Annotated in this window: 12 protein-coding genes and 2 riboswitches; of the genes, 2 read left to right on the top strand and 10 right to left on the bottom strand. The window is 71.5% G+C overall.

Annotation, left to right across the window (positions count from 1 at the left end):
- Positions 1-107: 107 nt before the first annotated feature.
- The 9 genes from gcvP to AW271_RS04695 form a co-directional block, all read right to left on the bottom strand.
- Positions 108-2,948, bottom strand: a complete 2,841-nt coding sequence (gene gcvP, locus AW271_RS04735; protein ID WP_062332240.1) for an aminomethyl-transferring glycine dehydrogenase — start codon at positions 2,946-2,948, stop codon at positions 108-110.
- A gap of 36 nt (positions 2,949-2,984) precedes the next feature.
- A riboswitch (glycine riboswitch) is annotated at positions 2,985-3,086 on the bottom strand.
- Positions 3,087-3,181: riboswitch (glycine riboswitch) on the bottom strand.
- A 40-nt stretch (positions 3,182-3,221) separates the two neighbouring features.
- Complete coding sequence (locus AW271_RS04730) at positions 3,222-3,842, bottom strand: MerR family transcriptional regulator (RefSeq protein ID WP_062332237.1); 621 nt, start codon at positions 3,840-3,842, stop codon at positions 3,222-3,224.
- Positions 3,843-3,988: 146 nt separating this feature from the next.
- Positions 3,989-4,459, bottom strand: coding sequence for a bifunctional nuclease family protein (locus AW271_RS04725; RefSeq protein WP_157520675.1), 471 nt, complete (start codon positions 4,457-4,459; stop codon positions 3,989-3,991).
- Between the two features lie 85 nt (positions 4,460-4,544).
- Complete coding sequence (ftsR, locus tag AW271_RS04720; protein ID WP_062332232.1) at positions 4,545-5,198, bottom strand: transcriptional regulator FtsR; 654 nt, start codon at positions 5,196-5,198, stop codon at positions 4,545-4,547.
- A gap of 2 nt (positions 5,199-5,200) precedes the next feature.
- On the bottom strand, positions 5,201-5,728 hold the full coding sequence (locus AW271_RS04715; protein ID WP_062332230.1) for an FHA domain-containing protein: 528 nt from the start codon (positions 5,726-5,728) through the stop codon (positions 5,201-5,203).
- A 185-nt stretch (positions 5,729-5,913) separates the two neighbouring features.
- Positions 5,914-8,418: a mannose-1-phosphate guanyltransferase gene (locus AW271_RS04710; RefSeq protein WP_062332228.1), complete on the bottom strand. Its 2,505-nt coding sequence runs from the start codon at positions 8,416-8,418 to the stop codon at positions 5,914-5,916.
- Between the two features lie 16 nt (positions 8,419-8,434).
- Positions 8,435-9,004: a cardiolipin synthase ClsA gene (gene clsA, locus AW271_RS04705; protein ID WP_062332225.1), complete on the bottom strand. Its 570-nt coding sequence runs from the start codon at positions 9,002-9,004 to the stop codon at positions 8,435-8,437.
- A gap of 10 nt (positions 9,005-9,014) precedes the next feature.
- Positions 9,015-9,680 (bottom strand): response regulator, encoded by a 666-nt coding sequence (locus AW271_RS04700; RefSeq protein WP_062332222.1) that lies wholly within the window; start codon positions 9,678-9,680, stop codon positions 9,015-9,017.
- A complete protein-coding gene (locus tag AW271_RS04695) occupies positions 9,677-11,275 on the bottom strand; it encodes a sensor histidine kinase (protein ID WP_083976073.1) in 1,599 nt (532 codons plus the stop codon). Before AW271_RS04695 ends, AW271_RS04700 begins: the two co-directional genes overlap by 4 nt.
- Positions 11,276-11,451: 176 nt before the next feature.
- Here AW271_RS04695 and AW271_RS04690 point away from each other — a divergent pair, with 176 nt between their 5' ends.
- On the top strand, positions 11,452-12,048 hold the full coding sequence (locus AW271_RS04690; protein ID WP_062333096.1) for a class I SAM-dependent methyltransferase: 597 nt from the start codon (positions 11,452-11,454) through the stop codon (positions 12,046-12,048).
- 22 nt (positions 12,049-12,070) lie between these two features.
- Positions 12,071-13,252: an acyl-CoA dehydrogenase family protein gene (locus AW271_RS04685; protein WP_062332219.1), complete on the top strand. Its 1,182-nt coding sequence runs from the start codon at positions 12,071-12,073 to the stop codon at positions 13,250-13,252.
- Here the strand turns inward: AW271_RS04685 and AW271_RS04680 are convergent.
- The gene (locus AW271_RS04680; protein ID WP_062332216.1) at positions 13,249-14,115 is read right to left on the bottom strand and encodes an alpha/beta hydrolase; all 867 of its coding nucleotides are present in this window, start codon (positions 14,113-14,115) and stop codon (positions 13,249-13,251) included. The genes AW271_RS04685 and AW271_RS04680 overlap by 4 nt on opposite strands.
- Positions 14,116-14,301: the final 186 nt, after the last annotated feature.

The following is a 14,301-nucleotide window of genomic DNA, read 5'->3' as shown; positions in this document are numbered from 1 at the left end:
GGGCCGAAAGGGTTGCGAAGATCCTAACGACCCGGTCCGCCCCAGGGCGGCAGACATGCGGAAGGTGATGGGTTTCTGTCCTCTTCCCCGGGGAATGGCCAGGCGGTTCAGTCCTCGTAGGAGGAGAGCGGCGGGCAGGCGCACACCAGGTTGCGGTCGCCGTACGCCTGGTCGATGCGGCGGACGGGCACCCAGTACTTCTGCTCCCGCAGCGTGGCCACCGGGTAGGCGGCCTCGGTCCGGGTGTACGGGTGGTCCCACGCGTCGGCCGTCAGCACGTCGGCCGTGTGGGGGGCATTGCGCAGGGGGTTGTCCTTGGCGTCGTACGCGCCCGAGGCGACCTTGTCGATCTCGCCGCGGATGGCGACCATGGCGTCGACGAAGCGGTCGAGTTCGGCCAGGTCCTCCGACTCGGTCGGCTCGATCATCAGCGTGCCGGCCACCGGGAAGGACATGGTCGGCGCGTGGAAGCCGTAGTCGATGAGCCGCTTGGCGACGTCGTCGACGGTGACGCCGGTCTCCTTGGTGATCGCGCGCAGGTCGACGATGCACTCGTGGGCGACCAGGCCCTCGCGCCCGGTGTAGAGGACCGGGTAGTGCGGCGCGAGCCGCCGGGCCAGGTAGTTGGCCGACAGGATGGCCTGCTCGGTCGCGGCCTTGAGCCCGTCGGCGCCCATCATCCGCACGTACGCCCACGAGATCGGCAGGATGCCCGCCGAGCCGTAGGGCGCCGCCGAGACCGGGCCCACGGGGCCGCGGCCGGGCAGGAACTCCGCCAGGTGGGCCTTCACGGCGACCGGGCCGACGCCGGGGCCGCCGCCGCCGTGCGGGATGCAGAAGGTCTTGTGCAGGTTCAGGTGGGACACGTCGGCCCCGAACTCGCCCAGCTTGGCCAGGCCGACCAGGGCGTTGAGGTTCGCGCCGTCGACGTACACCTGGCCGCCCGCGGCGTGCACCTTGGCGCACAGCTCGACGATGGTCTCCTCATAGACGCCGTGGGTCGACGGGTAGGTGACCATGATCGCGGCCAGCCGCGCGGCGTGCTTGGCGATCTTGGCGTCGAGGTCGGCCAGATCGACGTTGCCCTCGGCGTCGCAGGCCACCACGACGACCCGCATGCCCGCCATGACGGCCGAGGCGGCGTTGGTGCCGTGGGCCGACGACGGGATCAGGCACACGTCGCGCTCGGCGTCGCCGTTGGCCCGGTGGTAGGCCCGGATGGCCAGCAGTCCGGCGAACTCGCCCTGCGACCCGGCGTTGGGCTGGATCGAGACGGCGTCGTAGCCGGTCACCTCGGCCAGCCAGCTCTCCAGGCCGAGGATCAGGTCGGTGTAGCCGCCGGTCTGGTCGGCGGGCGCGAACGGGTGGATGGACGCGAACTCGGGCCAGGTGATCGGCTCCATCTCGGTGGTCGCGTTGAGCTTCATCGTGCACGAGCCCAGCGGGATCATCGACCGGTCGAGCGCGATGTCCTTGTCCTGGAGCTTGCGCAGGTAGCGCAGCATCGCCGTCTCGGAGCGGTAGGCGTGGAACACCGGGTGGGTCAGGTAGTCGGTGCTCCGCTGGAGGCCCGGGGGCAGCGCGTCGTCGGTCGAGATGTCCAGGTCGTCGACCGACAGCCCGTCGACGCCGAAGGCGGCCCAGACGGCGCCGAGGTGGGCGGCGGCGGTCTTCTCGTCGCAGGCGACGGCGACGTGGTCGGCGCCGTCCTGCCGCACGTTGACGCCCCGCTCGCGGGCCGCCTCGGCGATCGCGGCCGCGCGGCCGGGCACGTGGGTGGTCACGGTGTCGAAGAACTCGTCGTGGACGACCTCGACGCCGCCCGCCCGCAGCCCGGCGGCCAGCACGGCGGCGTGCCGGTGCGCGCGCTGGGCGATCCGGCGCAGGCCGTCGGGGCCGTGGTAGACGGCGTACATGGAGGCGATGACCGCCAGGAGCACCTGGGCGGTGCAGATGTTGCTGGTCGCCTTCTCGCGGCGGATGTGCTGCTCGCGGGTCTGCAGGGCCAGCCGGTACGCCGTCCTGCCGTCGGCGTCGACCGACACCCCGACCAGGCGGCCGGGCATCTGCCGCTGGAGGCCCTCGCGGACCGACATGTAGGCGGCGTGCGGCCCGCCGAAGCCGAGGGGCACGCCGAAGCGCTGGGAGGAGCCGATCGCGATGTCGGCCCCGAGCGTGCCGGGGGCCTCCAGCACGGTCAGCGCCAGCAGGTCGGCCGCCACGGTGACGACCGCCCCGGCGGCCTTCGCCCGCGCGGCCAGGTCGCGGAAGTCGGCCACCCGGCCGGAGGCGCCCGGGTACTGGACCAGGACGCCGAAGCACTCGGGCAGCTCGCCGCTGTAGTCGGACTCCACGAGGGTGATGCCCAGCGGTTCGGCCCGGGTGGCCAGCACCGCCTTGGTCTGCGGGAGCGCGTCGGCGTCCACGACGAAGACGTCGGCCTTGACCCGGGAGGCGCGGCGGGCCAGCGTCATCGCCTCGGCGGCGGCGGTGGCCTCGTCGAGGAGCGAGGCCCCGGCGACGTCGAGCCCGGTCAGGTCGCTGACCACGGTCTGGAAGTTGAGCAGCGCCTCCAGGCGGCCCTGGGAGATCTCCGGCTGGTAGGGCGTGTACGCCGTGTACCACCCCGGGTTCTCCAGCACGTTGCGCAGCACCACGCCGGGGGTGATGGTGTCGTGGTAGCCCAGCCCGATCATGGACGTCAGCACGGTGTTGCGGGCGGCCAGCGCGCGCAGTTCGGCGAGCGCCTCCGGCTCGGACACGGCGGCGGGGAGGGCGAGGGCGCGGGTGGTGCGGATCGACTCGGGCACCGCCACGGCGACCAGGTCGGCGACCGTCTCGTAGCCGACGGCTGCCAGCATGCGCGCCTGCGCGGCGTCGGCGGGCCCGATGTGGCGGGTGGCGAACGGCGGGGCGTCCAGGTCACGGAGCGGTGTGCGATCGGTCATGACAGGAACTCCAGGGCAGACGAGACCAGGGCGGTCTCCCCCTCTGTCATGGAACCTGAGAGCTTCACCGGACGCCGTCGGCCGGTTTTCCCCTTCGGTGAGGCGCCGCCTGGACGGCGGACCTGCTTTTCAGAGCTGCCTCGCCTGGCGGTACCGGGTGCCTGAGAGATTCCGGGGAGGTTTGCTCCTTCGGCGCTTCATCCTCCGGATGAAGACTCTCCCGCGCAGGGTCGATGGCTACATCAACCTTACCCGTACCCGGGAGATGGAGCCTCAACCGGTCCGGCGGGCCCGCCGGCGCTGGGCCAGTTCGTCGGAGGGGTGGTCGGCCTCGTCAGTGTCGGGGCCGACCGCCAGTTCCCCCGGCAGCTCCGCGAGCGATCCCTCGACCTCGCGCCAGACCCGGCCGAGGGCGATGCCGAAGACCCCCTGCCCTCCTTGGAGGAGGTCGATGACCTCGTCGGCGGAGGTGCACTCGTAGACGCTGACGCCGTCGCTCATGAGGGTGATCTGGGCCAGGTCGTTGACCCCGCGGTCGCGCAGGTGCTGGACGGCGGTGCGGATCTGCTGGAGGGAGACGCCGGTGTCGAGGAGCCGCTTGACGACCTTGAGCACCAGGATGTCGCGGAAGCTGTAGAGCCGCTGGGAGCCGGAACCCTGAGCCGCCCGGATCGTCGGCTGCACCAGGTCGGTGCGGGCCCAGTAGTCGAGCTGGCGGTAGGTGATCCCGGCGGCGGCGCAGGCCGTGGGGCCGCGGTAGCCGATGTCGTCACGCACCGCCGCGGGCCGCTCGTCGAACAGCAGACCCTGCTCGCCGGCGCGCTCCCGCGCCGACTCACGCTGAACCGCGTCGTGCTGGTCGGCTTTGTTACCCTCGCCGCTGCTGACCGCCACTGCGGACCTCCGGCTTTCTCTCATCCCACGGTCTGATCTGGGGGTACGCGAACTACAACCGTGGATTCCCTTGCACCGTAGGACTGGGGAAAGGCACAGTCAACGACCGCCCCCGGCGCGTCGTGAAGGTGAGATAACCCCTCAACTCAACCCGCACGGCCGAAATCCTCGGGGCTGATGTTGTCCAGGAACTCCCGGAACTTCTCGACCTCGTCCTCCTGGTCATCGGCCATGCTGACGCCGTTCTCGCGCATGACCTCCTCGCTGGCGTAGATCGTCGCGTCGGTCCGCAGGGCCAGCGCGATCGAGTCGGAAGGACGCGCGCTTACCTCTACGCCGTTGGAGAACACGAGGTCGGCATAGAAGATGCCATCACGCAGCGCGACGATGTTCACACGTTCGAGTGACACCTTCAGCGCGCCCAGCACATTGCGGAACAGATCGTGGGTCAGCGGCCGGGGCGGCGGTTCGTCGGCCTGGGCGAGCGCGATGGCGGTCGCCTCGGTCATGCCAATCCAGATCGGCAGGTAGCGGTCGCCGTTCGCCTCCTTGAGAAGGACGATCGGCTGGTTCGAGGGCATCTCCACCCGGACCCCCACGAACTCCATCTGCAACACAGGCGCTCACTCTCCGGGATGCGGCATTTCACCAGGTATTCAACTCACCAGGCATTCAACGTAACACCCGCGCGCCGGACCCGCGTCAACGGCCGAGAGAGCCGCGGACGGCCCCTTCCAGCAGCGCGGCGTGGATACGTAATAACAACCCGGAGATCTCCCGTGCCGATTCCCCGGCATGGTCGATGGCCCCCGGGGCCCGGCGGCGCAGCAGCGGCGCGACGGCCTGCTCGACCAGGCCCGCCTCGCGTTCGGCGGCGGCCTTGACGGCGCGCAGGTGCCGCGCGTGCAGGCCGAACGCGGCCAGCGCGCCGACGCTGCGGGCGATCTCGAGGGCGGCCTCGTCGTAGAGCCGGGCCGTCGGGGTGACCAGGCCGTAGTCTTCGAGCTCGGCGAGGGTCTCCTCGTCGATCTCGGCGGCGGCCAGCAGTTCCTCGCGGCTGAACCGCACGGCCACCGACTCGGCGTCGACCCCCCGCGGGCGGGCCGACTCGTCGAGCTGATCCTTGATCACGCGCAGCGGCAGGTAGCGGTCGCGCTGGGCGGTCAGGATGAACCGCAGGCGCTCCACGTCGCCGGGGGTGAACTTACGGTAGCCGGAGGGGCTGCGCTCGGGCTCGATGAGCCCTTCGCCCTCGAGAAACCGGATCTTGGAGATCGTCACGTCGGGGAACTCGCCCTGAAGCTGGGCGAGCACCTCCCCGATGCTCATGAAGGCCCTGGCCGCCTCGGCGCCCATGATCAGCCCCGGGTCAGGAACACCAGCCGGAACTTCCCGATCTGCACCTCGTCGCCGCCCGCGAGGGGGAACTCCTCGATGCGCTCCCGGTTCACGTAGGTGCCGTTGAGGCTGCCGACGTCGCGGGCGGTGAACTGGCCGCCGCGCCGGTAGAACTCGGCGTGCCGCCGGGAGACGGTGACGTCGTCGAGGAAGATGTCGCTCTCGGGGTGGCGCCCGGCGGTCGTCAGGTCGCTGTCGAGCAGGAACCGGCTGCCGGCGTTGGGGCCGCGCATCACGACGAGGAGGGCGGTGCCGGGCGGCAGCTGCTCGATCGCGGAACGGTCCGGAAGCAGACCTTGGCCGGTCGCCTCCTCGATCGCCTCAAGCGAGATCGTGGAGGTGTTGTCGGGGACGAAGCCCTGACCGGTCGCATAGGGGTTGGGGGCCTGAGTGTGTGCCGGTGGGCTCAGCGGCGAACCGCATCGCGAACAGAAACGGGCATCCTCGGGGTTGGGGTGACCGCACTGCGTGCAGTAGACGCTGGGCATCGAACGGCTCGGCCTCTCTCACGACTAGCTCAAACTTGCGAATGCCGAAACTTACGCTGATCAGGCACAAAGGTCAAGGCAGACGCGCCGGACAATGGCCACCCAACGTTATCGTCAGGCACCGGCCACGGTCCATGCCGCCACACCAACCACATGTGATCACCGTTTCGGGCCAGGCTATCGTTTCATGCCGACCCGGCGGCACGCTCGACCACGTCGGCCCATCGTTCGAGAAGCGACTGCGCGGTGTCCATGTCGTGTCCTTCGGCCCACAGATGGGTGACCGCCTCCGAGGGGTCGGGCAGCACCAGCGCCCAGCTCCCGTCGTCGCCGACCACCCTGACCCCGTCGGTGGTGTCGATGCGGCCGCCCTCGGCGGCCTCGACGACCGAGCGCATGACCGCGCCCTTGTGGGCCCACGGGGTGGGCACGGTCCGGCGCAGCAGCTTGGTCTCGGGGATGCGGGCGTCGATCTGGCTGAGCGACAGGCGGGTGCGGGCGACCAGGCCGAGCAGCCGCAGGAAGACCGCCAGGCCGTCGACCGTGGGGCCGAACTCGGGCACGATGAAGCCGCCCCGGCCGTCGCAGGCGAACACCATCTCGGGGTGGCGGGCCGCCGTGGTCAGCGCGTCGGTGCTGGTGGCGGTCCAGTCGACGTGGACGCCGTGGAAGCGGCACACCATCTCGGCGACCCGTGTCGTGGTGACCGGCAGCGCGACCCGCCCGCCCCGGCGTTCGGCGGCGACCAGGTCGAGCACCACCAGCAGGGCCCGCTCCTCGCTGATGAGCTGGCCCTTCTCGTCGACGAGGGAGACCCGCTCCCCCACCGGGTCGAACCGCACCCCGAACGCGGCCCGCGAGGAGGCCACCAGTTCGGCCAGCCGCTGCAGGTCGCGGCGGCGTTCGGCGAAGGTCTCGGTGGGCGAGGCGTCGTCGAGCCGGTTGTTGACCGTCAGGACGCCGACCCCGACCCGGCCGAGCAGGCTGGGCAGCACGAGCGAGGCGGTGCCCCCGGCGCAGTCGACGACCACCTTCATCTCGGCGTCCTTCACGCCGGTCATGTCGACGCAGCGGACCAGGTCGCGGCTGTAGGTGTCGAGGGCGCGGGCCGGGAAGGACAACTCGGCGATCTCGCCCGGGAAGGCGCGGCGGTACTCCTGGCGGGAGAAGACGCGTTCCAGTTTGCGCTGCGCGGTCTGGGACAGGTCGGCCCCGGTCTCGTCCATGAAGACGATGTCGACGCTCTGGGGGTCGCCCGCGGTGGTGCGCAGGGCGATCCCGCCCTTGACCGTTTCCCTGGACGTGTGGAAGCGGGCCACCGGCATGGCGGCGGCCTCGAGGTCGACCACGTTGATCGCGCTGGCGTTGAGGGCGCTGATCACGGCGCGCTTGAGGGCGCGGGCGGCGCGGGAGCCGTCGCGCGAGGTGACGACGGTGTCGCCCTTGCTGAGGGTGGTGGCGTAGGCGCTGGCCAGGCGGACGCAGAGCTCGGGGGTGATCTCGACGTTGACCAGGCCGCTGACCCCCCTCGGGCCGAACAGGCTGCGCTGGCCGCGCGACTCCCAGATGACGCTGGTGTTGACGACGGCCCCGGCCTCGACGGTCTTGAAAGGGTAGATCTTGACGCCGCTGGAGACGTACGCCTCGGCCTCGATGACGCACTCGTCGCCGACGACGGCGTTCTCCTCGATGCGGGCGGCGGCCATGACGTCGGTGTTCTTGCCGATGACGCAGCCCCGCAGGTTGGCGGCCGGGCCGACGTACACGTTGTCGTGCACGACCGCCCGGTGGAGGAACGCGCCCTCCTTGACCACGGCGTTGCTGCCGAGCACGGTGTACTCGCGCAGTTCGGCCCCGGCCTCGACCTTGGCGTAGTCGCCGATGAACAGGGGGCCCTTGAGCACCGCCTCGGGGTCGACCGAGGCGCCCTCGGCGGCCCACACGCCGGGCGAGAGCTCGAACGCGTCGAAGTCGATCTTGACGCGGCCCTCCAGCACGTCGGCCTGGGCCTTCAGGTAGCTCTCGTGGGTGCCGACGTCCTCCCAGTAGCCCTCGGCGACGTAGCCGAACAGCCGCTCGCCGCGCTCCAGCAGCTTGGGGAACACGTCGGAGGACCAGTCGACCGACCGGCCCGAGGGCACCTCGTCGAGGACGGCCGGCTCCATGATGTAGATGCCGGTGTTGACGGTGTCGGAGAAGACCTGCCCCCAGGTCGGCTTCTCGAGGAAACGCTGGATGCGGCCGTGGTCGTCGACGATGATGATGCCGAACTCCAGCGGGTTGGGCACCCGCTTGAGGCCGATGGTGACCAGGGCCCGGTTCTCGCGGTGGAAGCGCAGCATGTCGGTCAGGTCGATGTCGGTGAGGGCGTCGCCCGAGATGACCAGGAAACGGTCTTCGCGCAGCCGGTCGGCGGCGTTCTTGACGCTCCCGGCGGTGCCGAGGGGGCTCTCCTCGGTGGCGTAGTGGAGGGTCATGCCGAGTTCGTCGCCGTCGCCGAAGTAGTTGCGGATCAGCGCGGCGAGGAACTGGACGGTGACGACGGTCTCGGTGAAGCCGTGGCGCTTGAGCAGCCGCAGCACGTGCTCCATGATCGGCCGGTTGATCACGGGGAGGAGGGGTTTGGGCTGGTTGGCGGTCATCGGCCGCAGCCTGGTTCCTTCCCCGCCCGCCATCACAACGGCCTTCACGGGATGATCACCCTCTTCAGGAAACGCGTGCGAGCTGCCGCACCTGCACCACGTACAGCACCCCTGCCCACCAGTACAGACCCGTACCCCAGATGACGAACGCCCACCCGAAAACGGCGCAGATCTCCGCATACCAGCTGGGGTGGGAGGCCAGGAACAGGAGGGGGAAGGCGTACATGAGGTTGGCCGTGGCGGCCTTGCCGAGGAAGTGCACGGGCAGCGCGTAGCCGTAGCCCATGCGGCGCAGGAACGGCACGGTGAACAGCAGCAGGACGTCGCGGCCGATCACCAGGGCGGCCAGCCACCACGGGATGATGTCGCGCAGCACCAGGCCCGCCAGGGTGGCCAGGATGTAGAGGCGGTCGGCGGCGGGGTCGATGAGGCGGCCCAGCTTGCTGGTCTGGTTCCAGGCGCGGGCGAGCTTGCCGTCGAGCCAGTCGGAGAAGCCCGCCACCATCAGCAGGGCGACGGCCCAGCCGTCGGCCTTCGGGCCGAGGATGAGCCAGAGGAAGACCGGCACGCCGAGCAGCCGCAGGAAGCTCAGCAGGTTGGGGATCGTGAAGATCCGGTCCTCGCTGGTTGTCACGACCCCGACCCTACATGTCGGCGGGACGGAAGTCGGGGCCGACCAAACCCAGACGGTGGGCGACCACGGCGACCTGGGTGCGGTTGCGCAGCCGCAGCTTCTCCATGAGCGCCGCCACGTGGGTCTTGACCGTGGTGACGCCGACGTGGAGGCGGGCGGCGATCTCCTGGTTGGACAGCCCGGTGCCGACCAGGGTGAGGACCTGGATCTCCCGTTCGGTCAGGAACGGGGGCCGTTCGGGGGCGCGCTGCTCCTCGGCCGACAGGGCCTTGGCGACGACGCGGCGCAGCACCGAGGGGGCCAGCAGCTGCTCGCCGTGGGCGGCCCGGCGGACCGCCTCGACCATGCGGTCGGGGGGATCGTCCTTGACCAGGAAGCCGGTCGCGCCGGCCCGGAGGGCGGCGTACACGTTCTCGTCCTCGGCGAAGGTGGTCAGCACGACCACGCGGGCCGACGGGTGGGCGGCCAGGATGCGGCGGGTGGCCTCCAGGCCGTCGACGCGCGGCATGCGCAGGTCCATCAGCACGACGTCGGGGCGTTCCCGCTCGACGACCCGGACGGCGTCGCCGCCGTCGGCCGCCTCGCCGCACACCGACACGTCGCCGGCGGCCTCCAGCATCATGCGCACCCCGGCCCGGACCAGCGCCTGGTCGTCGGCGACCACGACTCTGATCATCGGGCCGCCGCCTCGACCGGGAGGACGAAGGTGGCCACCAGGCGCCAGCCGCCGTCGGGGAGCGGGCCGGCGGTCAGCCGCCCGCCGAGCGCGCGGGTGCGCTCGCGCATCCCGGCCACGCCGTGCCCCGACGACGGCAGATCCGTCGGGGTCCTGCCTGGGGTGTTGCGGATCTCTACGACGAGCTCCTTCTCATCGGCCGTGACGCTCACCGTCGCCCGGCTTCCCTCTCCGGCGTGCTTGAGCACGTTGGTCAGTCCTTCTTGGACGATCCTGGCGGCCGACGCGCGGGCCACCAGCGCGGCCCTGGCGGTCGCCGGGGCGATGTCGAGCACCACCTCGACGCCCGCGGCGGTCACCCGGGCGGCGGCGTCGCGCATGACCTCGTCGGGGTCGGCCACCGGCAGCGTCGTGTCGGGGCCCGGGTCGCGCAGCACCGCGAGCAGGCCGCGCAGGTCGTCGAGCACCTGGTGGCCGGTGTCGCGGATGTCGGCCAGCGCCTCGGCGGCCGGGCCGCCCGCGCCGGCGTACTGGGCGGCGCCCGCGCGCAGCACGATCGCGCCGACGTGGTGGGCGACGATGTCGTGGACCTCGCGGGCGATGCGCTCGCGTTCGGCCAGGCGGTCGCTGCGGGCCCGTTCGGCCCGCAGCTCCTCTTCCCTCCGGGCGGCCGTGCGGCGGACGCCCACATAGGCCCCGATCGCGGCCGGGGCCACCACCATGGTCGCCACGACGCCGTAGGTCAGGCCGGTGACGTCGCCGGTGGAGTCGATCACCGTGGCCAGGGTGACCCCGCAGGTCAGCAGGTAGCCCGCGCCGAGCCAGCGCCAGGTGGCCTGGCTGGCGAACACGGCCAGCGCGACGAACAGCACGACCCGGAGGGTGTCGGCGACCGGCGGCACCAGGTTGTCGGCCAGCAGCACCAGCGCGCTCTCGAACAGCAGCACCGAGCCGGGCAACCACCGGATCGCGCCCAGGGCCAGCCCCGCCAGCACGGCCAGCAGGCCGACCCCGCCGACGCGCAGGTCGTGGCCGTCCCAGTAGGACCAGGTGCCGAGGACGGCGTAGGCGACGCCTCCGGCGGCGAACAGCACGTCGAGCAGGGGGGCCGGCTCCTCCCCCCGGTCGCGGCGGCCGGCCGCGCCCCGGAGGTAACGCCCGATGAGCACCGGCAGCAGCACGACGCCGACGACGTAGTACCAGTAGTTGCTGGTGAACGCGATGCCGGGATCGGCGAGGTTGACCCCCGTGGCCAGGCACGCCGCGACGGCGGCCAGGGCGGTCCAGGGAAGGGTGCGCTGCCGGGCCACCACGCCGACCACGATCGGCAGCAGGATCTGCACGCCGTCGACCAGCCCCGACCCGGCGTTGTCGAACACGACCAGCAGCACGGCCAGCACGAGGGCGACCGCGACCGGCCGGTGGCGCAGGAAGACCAGCGGCAGGCCGGTGCAGAGGGCGATCAGCAGGACCACGAAACCGGACGCGGGCCGGTCGCCCGCCCACGACTCGCTCGCGAGCACCGAGAGCGCGACACCGGCGGCGGCCAGGACCAGGTCCGGCCACCAGGTGACGTGCCACCGGAGGTATGACATGAATGCACGGTAGCGGCCCAAATGAGCACCCGGCTCCCGGCCTGTCTATTAGGCAGATTCACAATGCGAGCCACGACCGGCCTCCGGCCGTTCGCGTCTCGCATCCGCCAAGTGGCCGGTCGTTCGGGCCGTTTGGACGGCCCGGGCACTGCCCGCCGCCTCATACCTTGCACATCATGGCCAACGAATCAGCCCTCTTCTTCGGGCAGTTCATGCGCTCCCCCGCCTCCGTCGGCGCGATCGCCCCCAGTTCCCGCCGTCTCGCCGAGGCCGTGTGCGTGCCCATCCCGGAGCAGGGCGACCCCGTCGTGGTCGAGCTCGGGCCTGGAACGGGTTCCTTCACCGGGGAGATCCAGCGGCGGCTCGGCGGCCGGGGCCGGCACCTGGCGGTCGAGATCAACCCCGCGCTGGCGGCCCACCTGTCCGACCGCCACCCCGGCGTCGAGGTCGTCGTCGACGACGCGTGCGGGCTGCCGGCCCTGTTGGCCGACCGGGGGCTGGAGCGGGCCGACGTGATCATCAGCGGCCTGCCGTGGGCCGCGTTCTCCCCCAAGCTGCAGGACAGCCTGCTGAACGGCATCCTCGGCTCGCTCCAGCCGGGCGGCGCGTTCACGATGTTCGCCTACGTCCACGCGATGCTGCTGCCGCCCGCGCTGCGGATCAGGCGGTCGTTGTTCGCCTCGTTCGAGGAGGTCGTGATGGGGCGGACCGTGTGGCCGAACCTGCCTCCGGCGTTCGTCTACCACGCCCGGCGGCCCCGCGACCGGGGATAGAGAACGCGTTCTAGAATGCGGCATGGATTTCAGGCTCCCGGAGAGCGCGCGGGCCGTACGTGACGGCGTCGGCGAGATCTGCTCCCACTACGACATGTCCTACTGGGAGCGGTGCGAGGCCGAGAAGCGGTGGCCCGAGGAGGTCTGGGCCGAGCTCGCCAAGGGCGGCTGGCTCGGCCTGGCCGTGCCCGAGGAGTTCGGCGGGGGTGGCCAGGGCCTGCTGGAGCTCACGGTGGCGACCGAGACGTTGTCGGCGTCGGGGTCGGCCGGGGGCTCGGCGTTCACCTATGTGCTGACGCCCGGGTTCGGCGCGATGACGATCGCCCGGCACGGCTCCCCTGAGCAGAAGGCCGACCTGCTGCCCAAACTGGCGGCCGGCGAGATCGAGACCTGTTTCGCGCTGACCGAGCCCGACGCCGGGTCGAACTCGCTGGCCATCACCACCTCGGCCCGCCTCGACGGGTCGGAGTTCGTGGTGAACGGGCAGAAGATCTGGATCACCGGGGTGCAGCGGGCGACCTGGATGTTGCTCGTCACCCGGACCATCCCGGCCGCCGAGGCCAAACCCCGCACCAACGGGCTGACGGTGCTGCTGGTCAACGTGCCCGAGGCGGTCGCGGCGGGCACGTTGTCGTACCGGCCGATCCCGAAGATGGGGGCGAACACGACGCCGTCCAACATGGTGTTCTTCGACGACCTGCGGGTGCCCGCCCGCAACGTGGTCGGCGAGGTGCACGGCGGCGCGGTCGTGTTGTGGGACATCCTGAACCCCGAGCGCATCCTGCTCGGGGCCTCCGCGCTCGGCGGGGCCGAGGTCGCCCTGCGCGTCGGCGTCGAGTACGCCAAGGAGCGCGAGGTGTTCGGGCGGCCGATCGGGGCCAACCAGGCGGTCGCGTTCCCGCTGGCGGCGGTGAAGGCCAAGATCGAGCTGGCCCGGCTGATGCTCTACAAGGCGGCCTGGCTCTTCGACCGGGGCGAGCCGTGCGGGACCGAGGCCAACATCGCGAAGCTGACCGCCTCCCAGGCGTTCTGGGAGGCGGCCGACGCGGCGTTCCAGACCCACGGCGGCATGGCCTACTCGCTGGAGTATCCGGTGGCCCGGCTGCTGGCCGACGCCCGGATCGGGCTGGTGGCCCCGGTGACCGAGCAGCTGCTGCTCAACTACCTGGCCACGCAGGTGCTGGGGCTGCCCCGGTCGTTCTAGAACGACGCCCTGAGGCGGTCGGCGGCGTAGGCCCTGGCCTCCTCCGCCTCGGGGAAGAAGCCGGGCAGGCCGAAGAAGCCGTGCAGGGTGCCGGCGAAGCAGCGGTAATCGGCGCCGAGGCCGGCCGCGTAGCGTTCGCACTCGGCGGTCAGCGGGTCGTGCTCGGCGGTGATCACCGTGGCCGGGGCCAGGCCCGTCTTGTCGGGCAGCAGGGCGGGGGCGAAGCGGGGGTCGGTGCGGTCGGCCGCGCCGGCGTACTGGTCGAAGAGCCAGGTCACGCGGGCGGTCTCCAGGTTGTGGTGGCCTTCTTCGGCGAAGCCCTGGGTGTCGGTACGCATCTCCGTACACGGATATATGAGCATCTGGTGCGTGAGGGACAGGCCCGCGTCGCGGGCCAGGGCGGCGCAGACGGTGGCGAGGTTGGCCCCCGCGCTCTCCCCCATGACCGCGACCGTGCCGTGGTCGCTCAGCACCTTCTCCACCACGGCCCAGCAGTCGTCGACGGCGGCCGGGAACGGGTGCTCGGGCGCGAGCCGGTAGTCGATCGAGACGACCAGCGCGCCCGCCCGGACCGCGAGGTCGCGGCACATCGGGTCGTCGACGTCGGCGCTGCCGAACACGAACCCGCCCCCGTGGATGTAGACGACGACCGGCAGGTCGCCGGGCGCCGGCCGGAAGACCCGGACCGGCACCCCGGCGATCTCGGTGTCGGTGATCTCGTGGAGCGGGAGACGCGGGCTCCGGCCCTCGGCGTCGCCGTCGACCGGACGGCTCGCCCGGATCTCGGCGAGGGTCGGCGGGACGTAGTCGACGGCCGGGGGGAAACGGTCCAGGTAGGCGCGGGCCTGGTCGTGCAGTGTCATGCACCGCACCCTAGTCTCGCCTCGGACATGCCCGGATGGACGGTCCCCCGGCCGGTGATCAGCAGCAGCAGGCCCGCGATCGGGCCCTCGACGCGGCGGCCGGAGCCCGCCCGCCAGGCGCAGTCGGTCGCGGCCAGTTCCGTGCCCGCGAAGGTCTTCTCCGCGTGGAACGGCCTGTTCGTCCGT

This window comes from Herbidospora sakaeratensis (genome assembly GCF_001570525.1).
GTDB lineage: Bacteria > Actinomycetota > Actinomycetes > Streptosporangiales > Streptosporangiaceae > Herbidospora > Herbidospora sakaeratensis.
The sequence above is the reverse complement of the archived record's forward strand: the minus strand, read 5'-3'. Positions and strand labels throughout refer to the sequence as shown.